At 45.3% G+C, this 19746-nt stretch carries 17 protein-coding genes; 7 read left to right on the forward strand and 10 right to left on the reverse strand.

Annotated elements, in window-relative coordinates; all coding sequences use genetic code 11:
- The first annotated feature begins 180 nt into the window (after positions 1-180).
- Positions 181-858, forward strand: coding sequence for a response regulator transcription factor (locus CCC17_RS11310; protein WP_015527267.1), 678 nt, complete (start codon positions 181-183; stop codon positions 856-858).
- Positions 855-2021: a sensor histidine kinase gene (locus CCC17_RS11315; protein ID WP_129976076.1), complete on the forward strand. Its 1167-nt coding sequence runs from the start codon at positions 855-857 to the stop codon at positions 2019-2021. Before CCC17_RS11310 ends, CCC17_RS11315 begins: the two co-directional genes overlap by 4 nt.
- Before the next feature lie 439 nt (positions 2022-2460).
- On the opposite strand, the gene CCC17_RS11320 is transcribed toward CCC17_RS11315, so the two are convergent.
- From CCC17_RS11320 to CCC17_RS11335, 4 genes are all read right to left on the reverse strand, one after another.
- Complete coding sequence (locus CCC17_RS11320) at positions 2461-3732, reverse strand: MFS transporter (protein ID WP_114002289.1); 1272 nt, start codon at positions 3730-3732, stop codon at positions 2461-2463.
- 440 nt (positions 3733-4172) lie between these two features.
- Positions 4173-5297, reverse strand: a complete 1125-nt coding sequence (locus CCC17_RS11325) for a DUF362 domain-containing protein (protein WP_114002285.1) — start codon at positions 5295-5297, stop codon at positions 4173-4175.
- Between the two features lie 99 nt (positions 5298-5396).
- Positions 5397-5864, reverse strand: a complete 468-nt coding sequence (locus CCC17_RS11330; protein WP_114002284.1) for a DUF2284 domain-containing protein — start codon at positions 5862-5864, stop codon at positions 5397-5399.
- 65 nt (positions 5865-5929) lie between these two features.
- On the reverse strand, positions 5930-6802 hold the full coding sequence (locus tag CCC17_RS11335; protein WP_021976645.1) for a LysR family transcriptional regulator: 873 nt from the start codon (positions 6800-6802) through the stop codon (positions 5930-5932).
- Positions 6803-6957: 155 nt separating this feature from the next.
- Here CCC17_RS11335 and CCC17_RS11340 point away from each other — a divergent pair, with 155 nt between their 5' ends.
- The 3 genes from CCC17_RS11340 to sdaAA are packed head-to-tail and all read left to right on the forward strand — an operon-like array spanning position 6958 to position 9742.
- The gene (locus CCC17_RS11340; RefSeq protein ID WP_287083116.1) at positions 6958-8178 is read left to right on the forward strand and encodes a dicarboxylate/amino acid:cation symporter; all 1221 of its coding nucleotides are present in this window, start codon (positions 6958-6960) and stop codon (positions 8176-8178) included.
- Between the two features lie 5 nt (positions 8179-8183).
- Positions 8184-8852, forward strand: coding sequence for an L-serine ammonia-lyase, iron-sulfur-dependent subunit beta (gene sdaAB / locus CCC17_RS11345; protein WP_015527273.1), 669 nt, complete (start codon positions 8184-8186; stop codon positions 8850-8852).
- A gap of 20 nt (positions 8853-8872) precedes the next feature.
- Positions 8873-9742 carry an L-serine ammonia-lyase, iron-sulfur-dependent, subunit alpha gene (gene sdaAA / locus CCC17_RS11350; protein ID WP_287083117.1) on the forward strand — a complete coding sequence of 290 codons (870 nt, stop codon included), beginning with the start codon at positions 8873-8875 and terminating at the stop codon, positions 9740-9742.
- A gap of 288 nt (positions 9743-10030) precedes the next feature.
- Here sdaAA and CCC17_RS11355 read toward each other — a convergent pair whose 3' ends face one another.
- The 4 genes from CCC17_RS11355 to CCC17_RS11370 all read right to left on the reverse strand — a co-directional run bounded on the left by CCC17_RS11355 (position 10031) and on the right by CCC17_RS11370 (position 13523).
- The gene (locus CCC17_RS11355) at positions 10031-10732 is read right to left on the reverse strand and encodes a GTP pyrophosphokinase (protein ID WP_287083118.1); all 702 of its coding nucleotides are present in this window, start codon (positions 10730-10732) and stop codon (positions 10031-10033) included.
- 185 nt (positions 10733-10917) lie between these two features.
- The gene (locus CCC17_RS11360; RefSeq protein ID WP_015527276.1) at positions 10918-11277 is read right to left on the reverse strand and encodes a P-II family nitrogen regulator; all 360 of its coding nucleotides are present in this window, start codon (positions 11275-11277) and stop codon (positions 10918-10920) included.
- A 47-nt stretch (positions 11278-11324) separates the two neighbouring features.
- Complete coding sequence (locus CCC17_RS11365; protein ID WP_114002288.1) at positions 11325-12563, reverse strand: ammonium transporter; 1239 nt, start codon at positions 12561-12563, stop codon at positions 11325-11327.
- 234 nt (positions 12564-12797) lie between these two features.
- The gene (locus tag CCC17_RS11370) at positions 12798-13523 is read right to left on the reverse strand and encodes a TraX family protein (protein ID WP_235812364.1); all 726 of its coding nucleotides are present in this window, start codon (positions 13521-13523) and stop codon (positions 12798-12800) included.
- A 227-nt stretch (positions 13524-13750) separates the two neighbouring features.
- On the opposite strand from CCC17_RS11370, the gene nudC reads away from it, so the two are divergent.
- Positions 13751-14587 carry an NAD(+) diphosphatase gene (gene nudC, locus CCC17_RS11375; RefSeq protein WP_114002281.1) on the forward strand — a complete coding sequence of 279 codons (837 nt, stop codon included), beginning with the start codon at positions 13751-13753 and terminating at the stop codon, positions 14585-14587.
- 205 nt (positions 14588-14792) lie between these two features.
- Here the strand turns inward: nudC and glgP are convergent, their stop codons facing one another.
- Positions 14793-17060 carry a glycogen/starch/alpha-glucan family phosphorylase gene (gene glgP / locus CCC17_RS11380; RefSeq protein WP_215638316.1) on the reverse strand — a complete coding sequence of 756 codons (2268 nt, stop codon included), beginning with the start codon at positions 17058-17060 and terminating at the stop codon, positions 14793-14795.
- 215 nt (positions 17061-17275) lie between these two features.
- Positions 17276-18193, reverse strand: coding sequence for an AraC family transcriptional regulator (locus CCC17_RS11385; RefSeq protein ID WP_287083119.1), 918 nt, complete (start codon positions 18191-18193; stop codon positions 17276-17278).
- 285 nt (positions 18194-18478) lie between these two features.
- Here CCC17_RS11385 and CCC17_RS11390 point away from each other — a divergent pair, with 285 nt between their 5' ends.
- A complete protein-coding gene (locus CCC17_RS11390; RefSeq protein WP_022426709.1) occupies positions 18479-19693 on the forward strand; it encodes an iron-containing alcohol dehydrogenase in 1215 nt (404 codons plus the stop codon).
- Positions 19694-19746 lie beyond the last annotated feature (53 nt).

Raw genomic sequence — 19746 nt, forward strand, 5'->3', positions numbered from 1 at the left:
ACCGGCCCATATCCGGAACCGGCGTATATTTTATATGTTAATTTTGTTCTCTGTAGCCTTACTATATCATCCCCTGTATAAAATCTCTGTTAAGAAATAAAAAAATTTACAGGAATTTTATGCTATACATGATATGATAGATAACAAAGCAAAATCAACTGTTTTTTAGGAGAATTTATTATGCATATATTGATAATCGAAGATGAAAAGCAGCTCTGCCAGTCTATTGCGGAGGGACTTCGCATGGATGGCTATGAAGCGGACACATGTTTTGACGGGGATGAAGGACTGGAATTATGTCTGGTGGAAAATTATGATCTCATCCTTCTTGATCTGAACCTTCCAGGCGTTGATGGTCTGGAAATCCTGCGCCAGTTTCGGGAATCCGATACTTCCACTCCCGTTTTGATCCTCTCTGCCAGAGGACAGATCCAGGACAAGGTTGAAGGGCTTGATCTCGGTGCCAATGACTATCTCACAAAGCCTTTTCATTTTGAAGAGCTGGAGGCACGGATCCGAAGTCTGACACGAAGGAAATTTATCCAGCAGGATGTATGTCTGCAATGCGGACGTATCAGCTTTGATACCCGTACAAGAAAGGCCAGTATCGATGGACTTCCTCTTTCTCTGACCCGAAAGGAAAGTTCTCTTCTGGAATATTTCCTTCTTCATCAGAACCGTATCATAAGCCCAGAAGAAATGATCGAGCATATCTGGGACGGAAGCGTCAACAGTCTCAGCAATTCCATTCGTGTCCACATTTCTTCTCTTCGAAAAAAGCTGCGCACGGCTCTCGGCTTTGATCCAATACAGAATAAGATCGGCCAGGGTTACATTTTAACGGAGGATATACAATGAAAAAAATAACCGGAAAGCTTTCTCTTCAATGGCGTCTGACACTGATCACCGCACTGCTTATGACAGTCACCTGCATTCTGATGTATTTTTTTATCAGCCAGTCTGCAGTTGCCGGAATGGAGGATCTGGGAGATTACATGATACGGATCGATAACACAGATTCTACTCCCATCACCTTTAATATGAATCCCTCCGTCTTATTTCCGGAGCTTTCCGATCAGCTGCAGCTGACCAAAAAACTTTTTCTCACCAAAGGACTCATGGTAACAGGGATCATCATCCTTCTCAGCAGCATCTGCACTTATTTTATCAGCCGTCAGGCATTACTTCCGCTTCGCAGACTCAGCCAGGAGGTAAACCAAATAGAGGTCCAGAACCTTTCAGAGGCTCTTGAAGTTCCTGCTACCAATGACGAAATTTCCCGCCTGACAATTTCATTTAACAAAATGCTCGCACGCCTGGATGAGGCCTTTACTGCACAGAAGCAGTTTTCTGCCAATGCAGCCCATGAGCTTAGGACTCCTCTTGCCGTTATCCAGACAAATCTGGAGGTCTTTGCCCGCAGGGAAACACCTGCTTTAAAGGATTATCAGGAGATTTTTTCCATGCTCCAGGAACAGACCGGGCGACTTTCCCATCTGGCTGAAATCCTCCTGGATATGACCGGTGTACAGACTGTTGAACGTTCCGAAAGGATCTCTCTGGCAGCACTGACGGATGAGGTTTTCTGCGACCTGGCTTCCGTAGCGGAACAGAAAGAAGTTGAACTGATCCAGCAGGAAGGGGACTGCATCATTACCGGAAGCTATCTGCTGCTGTATCGCGCTGTGTACAATCTTGTGGAAAATGCGATCAAATACAATCACTCCGGTGGAAAAGTAACCGTAAATATCCATCCTTCTGAAGAAATAACAGATACATCCACGTCTGTCAATTACGTCTTTCTTGAAGTCTCCGACACCGGAATCGGCATTCCTCCTGAATATCAGGAAAAAATCTTCACCCCGTTCTTCCGTGTGGACAAATCAAGAAGCCGTGCTATGGGAGGTGCCGGCCTGGGGCTTGCACTTGTCAGTGAAATTGTCAGACAGCATAACGGACAGGTAAAAGTACTGGAAAGCAGCAAAAAGGGCAGCATGATCGCAATTATGCTGCCAGTCTGAACATGTTTGTATTACATTCACTTTATATGCTCATGAACGCAATCGCTTTGCGATCTGCGTTCAAATCCGAGTATATTTTCTCAACAATACTGTCTGTATCCATTTCGCAGGTAATAGACTGTTCCCTGAGAACTGAAGAAAAATCTTTTTCTCTCCACCATCTGCGCATATCTTTTTCACCAAATTCTCTGTTTCTTGTATTATGTCGTCTCACGGTTTCTTCAAACGACAGATCAAAATAAACAGTCAAAAACAATATCTGATTTTCTCATCCTTTCGTTATCCTAGCAGAAATATCTGATTCCGGCAACTCAAAAAAAGCCTGGAAGAAATCAGCCACAGGCATTTTATTTCTTCCAGGTTTTTCTGTTTTCTGATTCTCAGTCAGCTGTCTTTGATCCGGCAGCTGATACAGCTCTGCATCCAGTTACATTCAGACTTATTCTGCCTGTGGTTTGCTTACCTGTGCTGTATCATCCTTTACTCCGGCAGATTTTTCGGCATGCTCTTTCACAAGATTCCGTCCAAGTAGAGTCAGGCATACCAATGCGATCACTGCAAAAACAGCTCCGATCCCAAATACCACGTTCATCTCATAACCTTTGCTGCTCACCAGACCGGAGATTGCCGGTGCGCCAAAGGTTGCAAATACAATGCCGAACATGACAAATCCGTAATTCTCCCCAGTGTGCTTCATTCCGAAAATAGAGCTTGTCAGAGACGGAAAGCTTCCCATGATGCCGCCGTAGCAGCCGTACATCAGAACAACAGCAACCGTTACTGCCAGGGATCTTGATACAGCGAGAACTCCCATAGCGATCACTGCCACGATCAGCACTCCTTTGATGCAGACGATCCTTCCCACTTTATCTGCCAGTGTCGGAAGCACCAGTCTTGCTCCCGCATTGACAATGGATCCAAGCATAACGGCGCTGACTGCCACTGCAGACGGAATCCCAAGGTCGATCTGGTAGGTCTGGGATACCGGTGAAACCATAAAATAAGAAATCAGTCCAAAGAACATGGTCGCAAGAAGAAGATAAAAATTTCTTGTACGCATCATCTCTCCGGATGTATACTGCTTCATCTCCGATGTTCCGGACTTTGCCGCAGAGCCACCTGCGTTCACCAGACTCTTATCGGGTGCCTGAAAAAAGATGCCGCACAGGATCCAGGAAACTGCGATGGCTGCCCCAATGATCAGAAAGGTTTTCTGCACGCCCTCTGCCTCCAGCAGCTTTCGACTCAGCGGCGCCAGGAAAAATCCGCAAAGTCCGTTGGCAGTTACCACAACGCCGGAAGCAAATCCGGTACGGTCCGGGAACCATCTCTGTACCGTTGCCAGAATCACCGTATAGATCATTCCCTGACCAAATCCCTGCATCACTCCATAGGAGAGATACATAGGAAGCGGTGTGGAAACGATCAGAAATGCGGATGCCAGGATTCCTGCCGCAAAGGTCCCGCCTCCGATCCATACAATCGTCTTTTCCTTAAAGCGGTTCTGCATCCTTCCGCCTACGATATTTCCGAATACAAAGGTGCTCAGTGCCAGATAAAAGCACATGGATGCCTGTCCCTGGCTCCAGCCTGCCTGCTCCATCACATAGGGCTGGTAAATAGACCATACATGGGGATATCCGGTAAAAAAGATTGCAAAAGCTCCGAATATCATAGTCAGCAGACGCTGTTTTTTCTGTATTCCTGTCATAATTTCCTCCTCTGAAAAAGATTTCAGGCCTGCTCTATATTCTCTGCTCACAGAATGCAGCCTGTTTCTGTACACACGATCTGCACGTTTTCCTGCACATTAGCTCCGCTTATATTTGATATTTTCTTATTTGCGTGCTATTCTTCTTTGTTTGCGTGTTAAATGCGTGTTAATTATGTTGTGTGTATGTTATCACACGCAGTCTGATTATGCAATATAAATTTACAGCTTTTTCTGTTTTCTCGTTTTTGTCCAAATTTTCCTGTTATTTCTTTGTATATTATTCACAATGGCTGTATTTCGAGCACGCATATGCACGCACATGTTTTTTATTTTAGATACCGTCTTTATACGTTTTTTCATTTTATATTTCTTTATTTACGCAAAAAAGCACGCCATGTAACAGGCGTGCTTTCGTGATTTTATATGATTTCTGTTGCTTATTTGATTATCTTCAGCTCATATTCCCTGGTTCCCAGACCGATCTTTTCTGCCTGATCCAGGGTTGCCTTCCACTCAATATTCGGATTGGAATCCTTAAAGTGGTCATGGTGACAGTGCCATCCCGGCTCTGCCAGATGCTCTCCAAGCTGGCTGTTAGCGATCGGTGTTGCCTTCAGGCAGGCATCTGCACAGGCCTGATCCAGTGCAACCGGGTCAAAGCTTGCGAACATTCCGATATCCGGAAGGATCGGCGCATCATTTTCACCATGGCAGTCACAGTTAGGGCTGATATCCTGTACCAGTGCAATATGGAAATGGGGACGTCCGTGACAGACAGCCTGTGCATACTCTGCCATCTTGCGGTCAAGAAGCTCGTTTGCACTGCTATTCGGATTGTATACGGCATCATAGCTGCAGGCCCCGATACAGCGACCACAGCCTTTGCATTTATCGTAATCGATAACTGCTTTCTTGTTTACATATGTAATCGCATCACTTCCGCACTCTTTCGCACAACGGCGGCAGCCACGACAGACTTCTTCATTGATGGCCGGCTTTCCGCTGGCATGCTGCTGCATCTTTCCGGCACGGCTTCCGCATCCCATACCGATATTCTTCAGAGCACCGCCAAAGCCGGTTGTCTCATGTCCCTTGAAGTGGCTGAGACTGATAAAAATATCTGCGTCCATGATAGCATGGCCGATCAGGGCAGTTTTACAGTATTCTCCGTTCACTACCGGAACTTCTACTTCATCGGTTCCTCGAACTCCGTCACCGATGATGATCTGACATCCGGTTGTGATCGTGTTAAATCCATTAAGATTTGCACAGTCCAAATGCTCCAGTGCGTTCTTTCTGCTTCCCGGATAAAGGGTATTACAATCTGTCAAGAACGGCATTCCGCCCTGCTCCTTACAGAGATCTGCTACTACCTTTGCATAGTTCGGACGAAGGAATGCCATATTTCCAAGCTCTCCGAAATGCATCTTGATGGCTACGAATTTTCCATCCATATCGATATCTTTGATTCCTGCGGCAACGCAGAGTTTTTTCAGTTTGTCCAGCTGACTGGTTCCCACCGGGCAACGAAAATCAGTGAAATAAACTGTTGATTTTTCCATTCTGGTTTTCCTCCTGTTTGATCATTTCAAAATAAATTTACCCTTTTCCTGACAATATGTCCAGTTTTTATACTAAAAATGTATAAAAAATGCGCTACTCTACTCTCGAAAAAGGATCTGCGAAAAATACCGGAACTTTCCATCATTAGTCCAGCACTGCATTCCCACAGCATCTGCCATCTTCTGCGCATCCACACAATAGGCAGACATACAGGAATTATGCTTGTACGGTCCGGCGCTCATGATCAGAATATCTGTTTTTCCGCACTCTTTCATCTTCTCTGAGAGCTGCTCTGTCAGTTTATTATGTGCAAGTTTGGCTTTTCTGTAATCCATGAGTCTGTCCTGCGTCGTCTGGAGCACCAGAGTGTTCTCATAATCCAGGGCACGTTCCTTCATTTCTTCCACAGTCCCGCTTTCCGGTGGACATGCGGGATTTTTATCATAATTACCACAGGCATTTTCTTCACAGAAAACACGGTATTCCGGCACAAACACCAGCTTATCGGTTTTCATGACCGCCGCATCGGAAAAGCCAAGCTTCTTTGCTTCTTCAATAAAATCCATTTTTCTCTCCTACGCTTTTTTCTTTTATAGTGCCACATTTTATTTGTTTTTACAAGCTCTGCCTTTCACTCTGCCGCCAGGCGAATGAATTCCTCCATCTCTCTCGTCTTAAACTTATTCTTATGGTAAAAGATCTGCCGGTACATGGATATCTCCACATCTTCCACATGTAAAAGGGCAATTCTTCCTTTCCGGATATCCCGCTCCACAGCCAGATAGGGAAGAAAGGAAAGTCCGTGGTTCTTTTCCAGCATGCGGATGATAAAAGCGGTATCGCTGATCTCCAGCACCGGTGACAGGGCCTGCTTCTTAAGCGCCAGCTGCTGATCCAGGGCCTGCCGATAATTGGCATTCTTTTCCGTGAGAAAAAAAGGCTCTTCCAGGATATTCTCCATCTTCAGCGTCTTTCCCGCAAACTCCGAATCTGCAGAGGCCACAAATACTACCGGCTCCGCCTTCTCCATGACCTTCACCCAGTTCTGGTCCCACCTTGGAGTATCCAGTATATAAATAAGATCCAGCCCGTTATGCTCCATCATCCGTATCAGCTGCTCCGGTGTATCAATAGTCACCTGCATATTTACTTTCGGGTGAAACTCACGAAATTTGCTGAGAACAGCCGGAAGCTTTGCTGTGCAGAGAGATTCAATCGTCCCGATATGTAATGGATTTTTCAGTTCCGCATCATCATTCATTGACTTTTTTGCTTTATTTACATCATATAAGATCCGGCTTGCATGCCCCATAAACTCTTTTCCGGACGGAGTAAGCACCACACGCTTTCCGGTTCTGTCAAAAAGTCTTGTTTCCAGCTCATTTTCCAGAAGACGGATCTGAACAGTGATCGCTGACTGAGTGTATCCCAGAACCTCTGCTGCCCTGGAAAAGCTCTGAAGCTGTGCTACATGTACAAACGTCTCCAACTGACGGATTTCCATGATTTTCTCCCTTTTACTATGAAATTTTTTCATCGTGATGATGAAATCTGTGAATTTGCCTTATTTTTATGTCAATGTTACAATACAATCACGAGGACGTCAATCGTATTTTTGTGCAAAATGAATAAATTCATACTTAGGAGGAAAGAATCCAAATGGAAAAGAAAAAAATCAAGATCGGACTTGTGCCGAAGCTGATCATTGCCATCATCGTAGGTATCCTGTTCGGCCAGTTCCTTCCGGAAGGCTTCTGTCGCTTTGTTGTAACCCTTTCCGGATTTTTCAGTACCTTTCTGAAATTCGTCATCCCGCTGATGATCCTTGCCTATGTGACCATGGGTATTGCGGATCTTTCACAGGGTGCAGGGAAGCTTCTCCTGATCACAGTGGCTCTGGCTTATGGCTCCACTCTGATCGCAGGTTCCGCATCCTATCTGGTATCATCCAGCCTGTTCCCACACTTTATGAGTGAAGGTGCACTGGATCAGATCGCAGCTACCGCAGACGCATCCCTGACACCGTTTTTCTCTATCACACTGGAGCCGGTCATGGATACTCTTTCTGCTGTTGCCCTTGCCTTTGTCATGGGACTGTGCCTCTCTTCCATGCGTGGAAAAGAAATGGGAAACAGCCTTTATAACGGAATGAGTGACTTTTCCAAGATCATTGATAAGGTCCTTCATGCCATTATCATCCCGCTGCTTCCGCTTTACATCTGCGGAACCTTCACAGATATGACTATTTCCGGAAAAACCTTTGCCATCTTAAGCATCCTCTGGAAGGTATTCCTTGTTGTTATCATCATGCACCTGATCTGCATTACGATCCAGTTTGTGATCGCAGGTACTGTCAGCAAAAAGAATCCTTTCACTCTGATCAAAAATCAGATCCCGGGATACACAACTGCTCTGGGAACCCAGTCTTCCGCAGCTACCATCCCGGTCAATCTGGAATGTGCCAAGAAAGACGGCGTGTGCGAGCAGATCCGCAACTTCGTAGTACCACTCTGTGCAAACATCCACATGGCCGGTTCCATGATCACCATCACAGCCTGTGCTACTGCAGTCTGCCTTATGAACCAGCTGCCCATCAGTCTTGGGATCATCGTTCCGTTCATCATGACTCTCGGTGTTGCCATGGTTGCATCTCCCGGTGCTCCCGGTGGTTCCATCATGACTGCCCTTCCATTCCTTTACATGGTATTCGGAGCGGAAGCCGGTGATCCGGACGGTGCCATCTGTGCTATCATGGTTGCCCTTTACATTACCCAGGATTCCTTCGGAACTGCCTGCAATGTATCCGGTGACAACGCCATCGGCGTGATCGTTGACACCATTTATAAGAAATTTATTGCAAAAACACCACAGGAGAATTAAGCAAAATGTCTTTTATCAGTGTATTTGACGTTATGGGTCCCAACATGATCGGTCCTTCCAGTTCTCATACCGCAGGGGCTGCGCGTATTGCTTTCCTTGCCCAGAAGATGATCACGCCGCCCCTGAAAAAAGTAGAATTCATCCTTTATGGTTCCTTCGCCAGAACATACAAGGGACACGGTACAGACCGTGCCCTCCTTGGCGGGATCATGGGCTTTTCCACAGATGACATGCGTATACGGAATTCTTTTGATATTGCCAGGGAACAGGGGATCGACTTTTCCTTTACTCCAAATGAAGCGGAAACCGATGTCCATCCCAACACTGTAGATATCCATATGGTCAATGAACAGGGACAGGAAATGACAGTCCGGGGGGAATCGCTGGGCGGCGGCAAGGTCCGCATTGTGGAGATCAACCACGTGAAAGTGGATTTCACCGGCGAATACAGTGCCATCATCGTGATCCATCAGGATACTCCCGGTGTTGTGGCCTACATCACCAGATGCTTAAGTGAACGTAACATTAACATTGCCTTCATGCGCCTCTTCCGTGAATCCAAAGGAACCACAGCCTATACGATCGTGGAATCCGACGGTCATCTCCCGGAAGATATCGTAGAAAGCATTCACCGGAACACCAACATCCATGATGTCATGGTTGTTCAGATGTAGGGAAAAGGAGGATGTGTTTTATGGATTTCAAAAATGCCAAGGAACTTCTTGCTCTCTGCCAGGAAAAAAAGCTTCCGATTTCCGAAGTAATGCGCCAGCGTGAGATCCTTCTCGGTGAAACCACTGCTGAAATCGTGGACCAGCGCATGGATCGTGTTCTGGAGATCATGAAGGATGCTGCTTTTTCCCCCATCAAAGATCCGGTGATATCTATGGGCGGACTGATCGGCGGTGAAGCCCGAAAGCTCTGCGAATTTCATGACCTGGGAAAAAGCCTGTGCGGAAATGTTCTCGGAAAGGGTATCACCTACGCTATGGCAACCCTTGAGACCAACGCTTCCATGGGACTTATCGTTGCCTCTCCTACTGCCGGCAGTGCCGGGATCGTTCCCGGAATGATGCTTGCTCTTCAGGAGGTCTACGGCTTTTCCGATAAAAAAATCCGCCAGGCACTATTTAATGCAGGCGCGATCGGCTATCTTGCCATGCGTAATGCAACAGTTGCCGGTGCTGTTGGCGGATGTCAGGCTGAGGTCGGAATCGCTTCTGCAATGGCTGCTTCCGCTGCTGTGGAACTTCTTGGCTGTACACCTCTTCAGTGTACTTATGCTGCTTCCACGGTTCTTATGAACATGCTTGGACTTGTGTGCGACCCTGTAGGCGGCCTGGTGGAATATCCCTGCCAGAACCGTAATGCAGCCGGTGTTTCCAATGCCCTAATCGCAGCGGAAATGTCACTGGCCGGTATCCCCCAGTTCATCCCGCTGGATGAGATGATCGATGCCATGTATACTGTGGGCAAAAAGCTTCCTGCAGAGCTTCGTGAAACTGCTCTCGGCGGTTGTGCAGCCACACCGTCCGCCTGTGAAAAGTGTCATCTTTGCAGTTGAAATGCAACTATGGCAGAGAAAAAGCAGTTGGATATCTTATGCCCCATTTGTTGCACAGCTCTATATTGAATAATAACTTCATAGTTTGCTCAGTCAGATAATAAAACGGAGAATTCCTTAAATTTTTCTTTCGGGAATTCTCCGTTTTATTTTTTATAAATCCTAATTTATAATTTCATGTGTAAATATCTTTTATTTCTCCAGCACCGGGATATTCTCCTTTTCTGATGCAGTAATTTTACAGGTTTGTCATAAAACAGGCATTCTGATCTCGCATTCGCTGATTGCTCAGATTTTTTCGATTTTATTTCGTAATCCCAGCATTCTGTGATCCAGATTAGCAATTTCTTCTGCATATTTTTTTAATTCTGATTCTATTTCCGCATTATCTCTTTTTTTATAATACAATTCGTATTCTAACACAGACCAGTAATCCATTGCAATGGTCCGAAGCTGTATTTCCACCTGTTCTTTCTGTTCACCTTCCGCAGAGTAGATAGGTACTTTCACGATCAAATGAAGACTTTTGTAGCCGTTTTTCTTTGGATTTTTAATGTAATCCTTTATCCGGACGATCTCGATATCCTTCTGCATTTCCAGGGATTCTGCAACCTGGTAAAGCTCATCCTCAAACGGACAGACTACACGGATGCCGATGAGATCTTTCAGATTTTTTCTGGCAGTCTCAAAATCCGGTTCCAGTCCTTTTTTCAGAAGTTTAGCGTAAATACTTTCAGCACTTTTTATCCGGTTGGTGATCTGACTGATCACAGTACGCTTTTTCTGTCCGGAAAGTTCTGCGTTAATCATTTTAAGCTTCGCCATGAGAATATCTATAGCCGCCTTGCAGCGGAGACGATAGTCCGGATCCTTGATGTAACTTGCAATGGCTGCTGTTTTTTCTGCCGCCAGTTTAAGATGTTCCGGTTCTGCTGAACTCAACTCCTGAGCCTGCTCTTTTCTGATCTTCTTTGATTTCTTTTTTGACATAGTTTTTCCGTATGTTTTAATTTTACTTTCTAACTGATCTATTGTGTACCTTTCTATCTTATATGTAACTGCAGAAGTTTGCATCAAATCAAAGTAAGACTATTGTTAATTATCTGCAAAAAATCCTTCTGAAAATCTGAATATCTCAGTTTTTCCAGAAGGATCTTTTTTATATCTTTATTATTTTACAGGAACTCCGACTGCAGCGCATCGTATCCGGTCTCACCTGTACGGATACGAACAGCGTTACGGATCTCATAGCTAAATATCTTTCCATCGCCTGGATCACCGGTAAACGCTGCTTTCTGCACAGCATCAATAACTTTGATCTCCCAATCTTCCGATGATACCACGATTTCAAACTTGATCTTCGGTTTCAGAAATACATCGATCTTGGAACCACGGACATACTCTGTGTAACCACGCTGTGTTCCGCATCCCATGATCTGGGTTACTGTAAAACCGTTAACCTGGATCTCATTTAACGCTGCTTTTACATCTTCCATTTTTTCTTCTCTTACGATTGCTTCTATCTTTATAAGCATACGATTTCCTCCATTTTCACACGATCATTGCCGAACAAATTCTTTTATCAGTCAAATCCATTAAATGACGGATATGCATTCTCTCCATGCTGGGATGCATCCAGACCGACCATCTCTTCCTTCGGATCTACACGAAGCGGTGTAAAGATCCGCACGAGCCCGATACAGATCAGCGTTCCCACAATAGCAACCGCAATGGTGATCACAATACTCAATACCTGTGCCAGGAACAGACGGTGATCTCCAAACACAAGGCCATCCCATTTTGCAACAGAGTTAATGGAAGTTTTTCCGAAGAGACCTGTTGCGATTCCTCCCCAGATACCACCGATACCATGGCAGCCAAAAGCATCCAGGGCATCATCGATCTTCAGCTTCTGTTTCAGAAGGAGCACAGTAAAGTAACAGATCGGGCTTACCAGGATCCCAATGATAAAGGATGCCCATACCGGTACGAAACCAGCTCCCGGTGTAATGGCTACCAGTCCGATAACAAGACCTGTGGATGCACCAACCAGTGTCGGTTTTCCCTCGCGGATCACCTCGATCAGCATCCAGGTCAGCAGTGCGCAGGCAGAAGAAATGCTGCTGGTCATAAAGGCATGTGCCGCAAGGCCGTCTGCCTTCAGCGCACTTCCTGCATTAAAGCCGAACCATCCGAACCACAGCATAGCTGCTCCGAGAAATACAAATGGGATATTGTGTGTGCGATAGGTTGCTTTTGCATAGCCTCGTCTCTGTCCAAGATAAATGGCAAGAACCAGTGCACTGACACCAGAACTGATATGTACCACATTTCCTCCTGCAAAGTCCACAGAGCCAATGGCTGCCAGAAATCCACCGTCTCCCCAGACCATATGTGCCATTGGATAATACACAATCAAAGACCAGATCGCAATAAAGAAAAACAGCGCCTTAAAACGCATTCTTCCAACCACGGCACCGGTGATCAGTGCCGGTGTGATCATGGCAAACATCATCTGGAACGCCACAAATACCAGATGCGGGATCGTATCCGCATAAGGTCCCGGCTCCCAGCCTACGCCATTCAGCGAAAACCAGCGAAAATCTCCGATGATCCCGCCATGATTTCCTCCAAATGCCAGCGAATATCCAAACAATGTCCACATAACTACGGACAGTCCCATGATCGCCCCACAGGCCATCATGGTATTTACCACATTTTTCCTGCGGACCAGTCCTCCGTAGAAAAACGCAAGCCCAGGTGTCATAAAGAACACAAAGGCTGTACAGATCAGCATAAAGCCGGTATCTCCTGCATTCATCATACATTTCCTCCTCGATTCCCTCAATTATTCTGCAACGCAAAAAGCGCCTGGAAACTCAATTTCCAGACGCCTTTGTCATGTCAGTTAGCATAGCAGATAATTTGTGGGTTTTCAAGAGTTTTTTCGCTATTTTTCTGTTTTCTTACAGAATTACTATGTTTTATGTGGATATGAAATTTATTTTCGGCAATCTATCCGGTTATAAATATTGGAGAGATTTTATTTTATCTATTACTGTACTATAACACGGACTATGCTCAGGATCAGCAGATGTGCCGGATAGAAAATATAGAAAAACCACTTGGAAAACTTCGGTGCTTTTTCGGATTTTTTGCCATTATAGAAGCACAGGATGATGATTCCTGATGCCACGATCCCTGCTGCCGAAAACAGAGCATGGAGCATTGCCGGTCCCGCTGCCATTTTTTCCACGTAGGAGCTGTAGTTAAACAGCACAAAAAGGGCAGCACCGACTCCGTACGCTGTTATCATCCTCTTCCTGTTCCCCCAGCTCTCATGGAACCAGATGGTAAAAACCGGTGCCAGGATTGCCCAGTCCGAATAAACGGATAGTAAAAGGAGCAGGATCAGAAGTGGAATTCTCCATTTACTTGCCATCATCCTTTCCTGAACAACCAGGATCATAAAACAGATAAACAGAGTAAAGATCATATTCAGCTGTGAATTCCCAAAGGCTATCATATAGGGAACCTGGGAGATCCCGGCAAAGATCAGAAGCCTTTCACCGTATTTTCTCCTGGAATGTGTATAGTAAAAACCTTCCACAAGAAAATAGCACATGGTAATGGCTGTGAAGTAGCCAATGTCTATAAACACTTCCCACAGGATCGTGTTTTCCGGCAGAAGCACGTTGGCGATATGGTTCAGAAGCATGGTAAAAATTGCCAGATATTTAATGGCATCCCGGGTCAGTCCCGGCTTTTCTGTTGTTGGCATAATTTTCTCCTTCTGTGCAGAAAAATTTTCAGATCTTTCACATCTTCTGCACAATATAATACATTTATCTTACACTGATTTTCTGACTCATACAACTTTTTTTGTTATTGCTGGAGTTGCCTTTTTCTTAAGGTAAGCTTATACTGTAGAAAGCGTGCTGTATTTTATATGGCAAAACTTCTCAGCAAACACTGTAAAACAATAAATTCGGAAAGGAATTATCGATCATGATCCAGGATATCGCACCACATACCTATCACAATGAGTACAAACCTGTGGCCCCGGATAAAGAAAGCCACATCCTCGCCTATGAAGAAGGAAAGATCCTTATGAAAAAAGATGGCGAGACTATGACTCTTCCAAGCTTTGGAGAGCTGGAAGGAAAAGTTGAAAATCTCTATGAGAATTATATCTATCTCTTCTCCATTGACGAAGAGCATTTTTATCTGATCCCGGATCTTGACACCAGGCTCCTTCCTGGTTATCAGTTTGAGATCACAAGAGTTCTCCGCACAGCAGAGCCACAGTATCTGGCTTTCGCAGGAATCACCGGATATCAGCTCTTTCAGTGGTACAGCAAGCGCCGTTTCTGCGGCTGCTGCGGAAAACCGATGGTACATGATAAACATGAGCGCAAGATGATCTGCCCTGCCTGTGGAAACGGTGAATATCCAGTGCTTTCTCCAGCTGTGATCGTAGGCGTTACCAACGGTGACAAGCTGATCCTCTCCAAATATGAGGGCCGAAATCACACCCGCTACGCCATGATCGCAGGTTTTGCCGAGATTGGCGAGACCATCGAGGAGACTGTCCACCGTGAAGTTATGGAAGAGATCGGCGTAAAGGTCAAAAATCTCCGCTACTACAAAAGTCAGCCATGGTCCTTCTCCGGAACACTTCTGTTTGGCTTCTACTGTGATCTGGATGGCGACGACACTCTGACTGTAGACCACGATGAGCTTTCCATGGCCTCCTGGTTCAACCGGGAAGACATTCCGGATGAAGGAGATAATATCAGCCTTACCAAGGAGATGATGATGGCATTTAAGCATGGAAAAGCCTGAAGTATCGCTTGCCTGATTCCGTAAACAATTTTTCGCAACCAATTTCACAAAAAAACACCGGCCATTCATCTGTAACATGTCCTGTCCAGGCTGCCAGATCATCTCTGACATCTCAGCCCCAGTACATATTCCAATGAATGCCGGCGTTTTTATTTTCTATTTTTCTATTTTTCTTCCGAGCCGGAGCAATCTGCCTAAAACCGTTTTATTTCTCCGGTGTCAGATGCCAGATATCTCTGTTGTACTCCTCGATGGTTCTGTCTGAAGAGAAGTATCCTGCTTTTCCGATATTTACAAGCATTTTCTCTGCCCATGCGGTTCTGTCCTCATAATCGGACAGTGCCTGATCTTTCACCTTCGCATAATCCTCGAAGTCAAGAAGAGTCATGAACCAGTCTTTGCTTACGATCTCATGATGCAGTCTTCTTAAATGCTCCTCACTTCCAATAGAAAGAAGCTCGTTTCCTACGATAAAGTCTACTGCACGACGGATGCGCTCGTCTTTCTCATAAAAATCTCTGGAGCAGTAGTCAGCCTTTTCATAGTGTTCGATAACCTGCTCACTGGACTCTCCGAAGATATAGATATTATCCTTGCCTACCAGCTGGCTGATCTCCACATTTGCACCATCCATGGTTCCCAGTGTTACAGCACCGTTGAGCATGAACTTCATGTTTCCTGTTCCGCTGGCCTCCTTGGAAGCAAGAGAGATCTGCTCGGAGATATCGCAGGCAGGGATCAGCTTCTCTGCTGCACTTACGTTGTAGTTTTCCACCATAACAACTTTCATGTACGGGGAAACCTCCGGATCATTGTTGATAAGCTCCTGTAAGCAGAGAAGCAGGTGGATAATATCCTTTGCGATAACGTATGCAGGAGCTGCCTTTGCACCGAAGATAAAGGTTACCGGGCGCTGCGGCTTCTCGCCTGCCTTGATCTTCAGGTAACGGTCAATGATGTAAAGTGCGTTCAGCTGCTGACGTTTGTACTCATGAAGACGTTTGATCTGGATATCATAAACACTGTGTGTGTTGATCTCTTCACCTGTGTTGGCTTTGATAAACTCCGCACATCTCTTCTTTGCATCCTGCTTGATCTTAAGGATATTTGCAAGAACGTCCTGATTTCCCTTGAAGCCAAGCATCTTGTCAAGCTCAAAGGAATCCTTGCGGAAGCCGTCACCGATCATGGATGTGATGTACTCTGTCAGCGGATGGTTGCAGTGAAGGAGCCATCTGCGGAAGGTGATTCCGTTTGTCTTGTTATTGAATTTCTCCGGATAGATCTCATAGAACTGATGAAGCTCTGTCTCCTTCAGGATATCGGTATGAAGGGATGCAACACCGTTGATGGAAAATCCGTAGTGTATGTCCATATGTGCCATGTGTACCAGGTCGTTCTTGTCGATGATGGCAAGATTTTCCTGCGGATATTTTGCTTTGATACGCTCGTCCAGCTTGCGGATGATCGGCATCAGATGCGGAACAACCTCCTCAAGATAGGAGATCGGCCATTTCTCAAGTGCCTCTGCAAGAATGGTATGGTTGGTATAAGCGCATACATGAGATACGATCTCGCATGCCTCCTCGAACTCGATTCCACGCTCTGTGAGGAGACGGATAAGCTCCGGAATTACCATACTCGGATGTGTATCGTTGATCTGGATCACTGCGTAATCGGCAAGGTCATGAAGATTGCAGCCTTTTGCTGTTGCCTCATCCAGGATCAGCTGTGCCGCATTGCTTACCATGAAGTACTGCTGATAGATACGAAGCTTTCTTCCTGCATCATCGCTGTCATCCGGATAAAGGAACAGTGTCAGATTGTGGAGCAGATCCTTCTTATCAAAGGAGATTCCCTCGCCCACAATGCTCTCGTCTGCAATATCAATATCAAAAAGGCGAAGCTTGATCGCTTTGTTTTCATAGCCTGCAACATCAATATCATACAGTGTGGATTTCAGCATAAAGCCCTTAAACGGCACGTAATAGGAAACGCCTGCATCTGTAAGCCAGCTCTCCGGCTGGATCCACGGATTCGGTGTCTCAAACTGAAGATGATCCTTAAACTCCTGTTTGAAAAGTCCGAGGTGATAATTAAGTCCGATTCCTTCTCCCGGAAGTCCCAAAGTTGCGATGGAATCCAGGAAGCAAGCTGCCAGACGACCAAGTCCGCCGTTTCCGAGAGATGGCTCCGGCTCGATCTCCTCGATCATGGAAAGCTCTTTTCCGTTTTCTTTAAGATATTTCGCAACTTCATCATAAACGCCCAGATTGATCAGGTTGTTGGAAAGAAGCTTACCGATAAGGAACTCTGCGGAAATATAATAAATTTTCTTTTTTCCATCCTGGTAGCCGCGCCCCTTCAGCTGCTCCTTTGTCCAGGAGAGGAGTCCGTGATAGATTTCCTCGTTTGTACAATCTTTTACATTTTTATTATATTTGTCTTCAAATACTTTGCTTAATGTTTCCATTTTGATCTCCTTTCATGGATCTTGATGGGATGAAATATGTTTTTACAAGGTTGTTTGCTTTGTTTTTGATGATATTAGGATATCACGCATTTCTTTTCAAAAATATAACAATCCTGTCATGATATGCAAGATATTTGTCAGACTGTTTTTCACTTTTTACTGTAGCTCTGCATAAAAACATAACCGGTACATATGCGGTTGTTTCGGGATCTGTCTCAGATCTGTCTCATACTCTTCCTGTACTTATGCGGTGAAACCTTATTGGACTGCTGAAATTTCTTTATAAAATAACTTGTACTGTTAAATCCCACCTGCATGGCGATCTCCGTCACAGGTGCATCGGAATGCGTAAGAAGATACTTCGCCTTCTCCATACGGAAGTCATTGATGTATTCCACCAGGGTTTTTCCCGTATACTGGCGGAAAAGCTTCATAAAATAATACTCACTGTAATTGGAAAGTCCGGAAAGCTCTGAAACGGTAAGATTCTCCTGGTAGTGAAGGCTGATATGATCCAGCACTTTCTTTACTGCTACAAGGCTCTTGTTCTGCTCTATGCTTACCGGGATAATATAATGCTTCGTCAGCATCTCATAAAAGAAATCAAAGAACAGCATTTTCAACTTCACATAGAAATATGGCTTCTTCTCCGTATGACAGTCATGGATCTCCAGAAAAATTTCCCGTAGCTTCTCATATCCGGAATCTCCTTCTTCTATATGATGGCAGAATTCTGCCTTGTTTTCTATTAATGGTGATACCACACATTCCTGGCAGATATCTCCCGGCTGACCTGCAAGGAAGCCCAGGCTGAAAACCACACTCTTATAATAAAGAGGCTTCTTAAGATCCGTGCGCATACTATGGAGAACTCCGCAGTTCACGATCAGGATATCCCCCTTTTTCAGGCGGATGCTCTCCCGGTTCAGTCTGGCAAAGCCACTGCCTTTTTCAATATACATGATCTCCATCTCACTGTGCCAGTGGTCATACAATGCATGAAAGATCTCACAGTTCGCCATATAGGTTTCCACCGGCAGCTCAAAGGAACCGTGAGGGCTTAATTCTTTTAAATTATCATCCACTTCGGATACATGAAGAGGATTTTTTGCGGATGTGTCTGTTTCTGGCATGATTTCCTCCGTGATCAATATCTATTCTGCGGACATTTGCCTTCCGCTGGATATCCAATCCTTGCATAATGATTCTGTTTGACTCCCTTAGTGTAAAGGATATTTACAACCATGACAATATTATATTTTCCTGTTTTCTTTTTTATGACGTTACGGTTACTCTGTTCTCAGCAACACGCTTCGCGATGCACTTCCATAAACGGCAACCTTGACTTTTCCCCTTCCAACTGCTATATATAATATTTAGAATAAAATAATTTGACTTTAAAAGGAACGAAAACTACCATGAATCCATTAAAAAAAGCTTACTGCCGGGTTTTCCAGAATGTCTTTAAATTCGCCCTTCCACTGCTTCCTTACCGCAATCCGAAGATCATCGGAAGCGTCAAAGGTATTCCGGAAGTTCTGGAAAAAAGAAACTATAACAATGTACTCATCATCACAGATGCAGGGATTCGAAGCCTTGGCCTTACAGAAAGGCTGGAGCAGACACTGAAGCGAAGCTGCATCTCTTACCACATCTACGACAAAACCGTTGCCAATCCAACAACCGTCAATGTGGACGAAGCCCTTCACATGTATCTGGACAATGACTGCCAGGCGATCATCGGCTTCGGCGGAGGTTCCAGTATGGACTGTGCAAAAGCCACGGCAGCCCGCATTGCCAAGCCACACCAGTCTCTTGCTCAGATGAAGGGAATCCTGAAGATCCACAAAAAGCTTCCTCTTCTCATCGCCATCCCCACGACTGCAGGAACAGGAAGTGAAACAACACTTGCTGCTGTCATTACCGATGCAGAAACACGGCACAAATATGCCATCAACGATTTTCCGCTGATCCCACGCTACGCAGTCCTTGACCCGAAAGTGACTTTAAGCCTTCCGCCGTTTATCACAGCTACCACCGGCATGGATGCCCTGACTCACGCAGTGGAAGCCTACATTGGAAATTCCACTACACCTGGCACAAGAAAAAATGCCCTGGATGCTGTCAGACTGATCTTTGAAAATCTGGATACCGCCTACACAGACGGCAATAATATTGAAGCAAGACGAAATATGCTCCGCGCCTCCTATTTCGCAGGCTGTGCCTTCACCAAATCCTACGTTGGATATGTCCACGCAATTGCACATTCCCTCGGCGGAAAATATAATGTTCCACATGGGCTTGCCAATGCAGTGATCCTTCCTATGGTACTGGAAACATACGGAGATTCCATCACTCACAAACTCCGCAACCTTGCCGTAACTGCCGGTCTCTGCGATAAACATGAGGACGATAAAACTGCTGCCCGGATGTTTATTGATGCAATAAAAGATATGAAAAAACGCTTTAGCATCGGAGACTATATTCCGGAAATCCAGGAAACAGACATCCCGGAGCTTGCCCATTACGCAGATAAAGAAGCCAATCCTCTGTACCCGGTTCCTGTACTGATGGATGCCGGCGAACTTGAAACACTGTATTACAGACTGATGCCTCCGGCAGGCAATTGCTAAAACAGCCATTGGCATAGAAAGATTTTTTCGATATTTCGAATACAGTTTTTTCA

Source organism: Blautia sp. LMAG:36 (genome assembly GCF_008680535.1).
GTDB classification, from domain to species: Bacteria; Bacillota; Clostridia; order Lachnospirales; family Lachnospiraceae; genus Blautia_A; species Blautia_A fusiformis.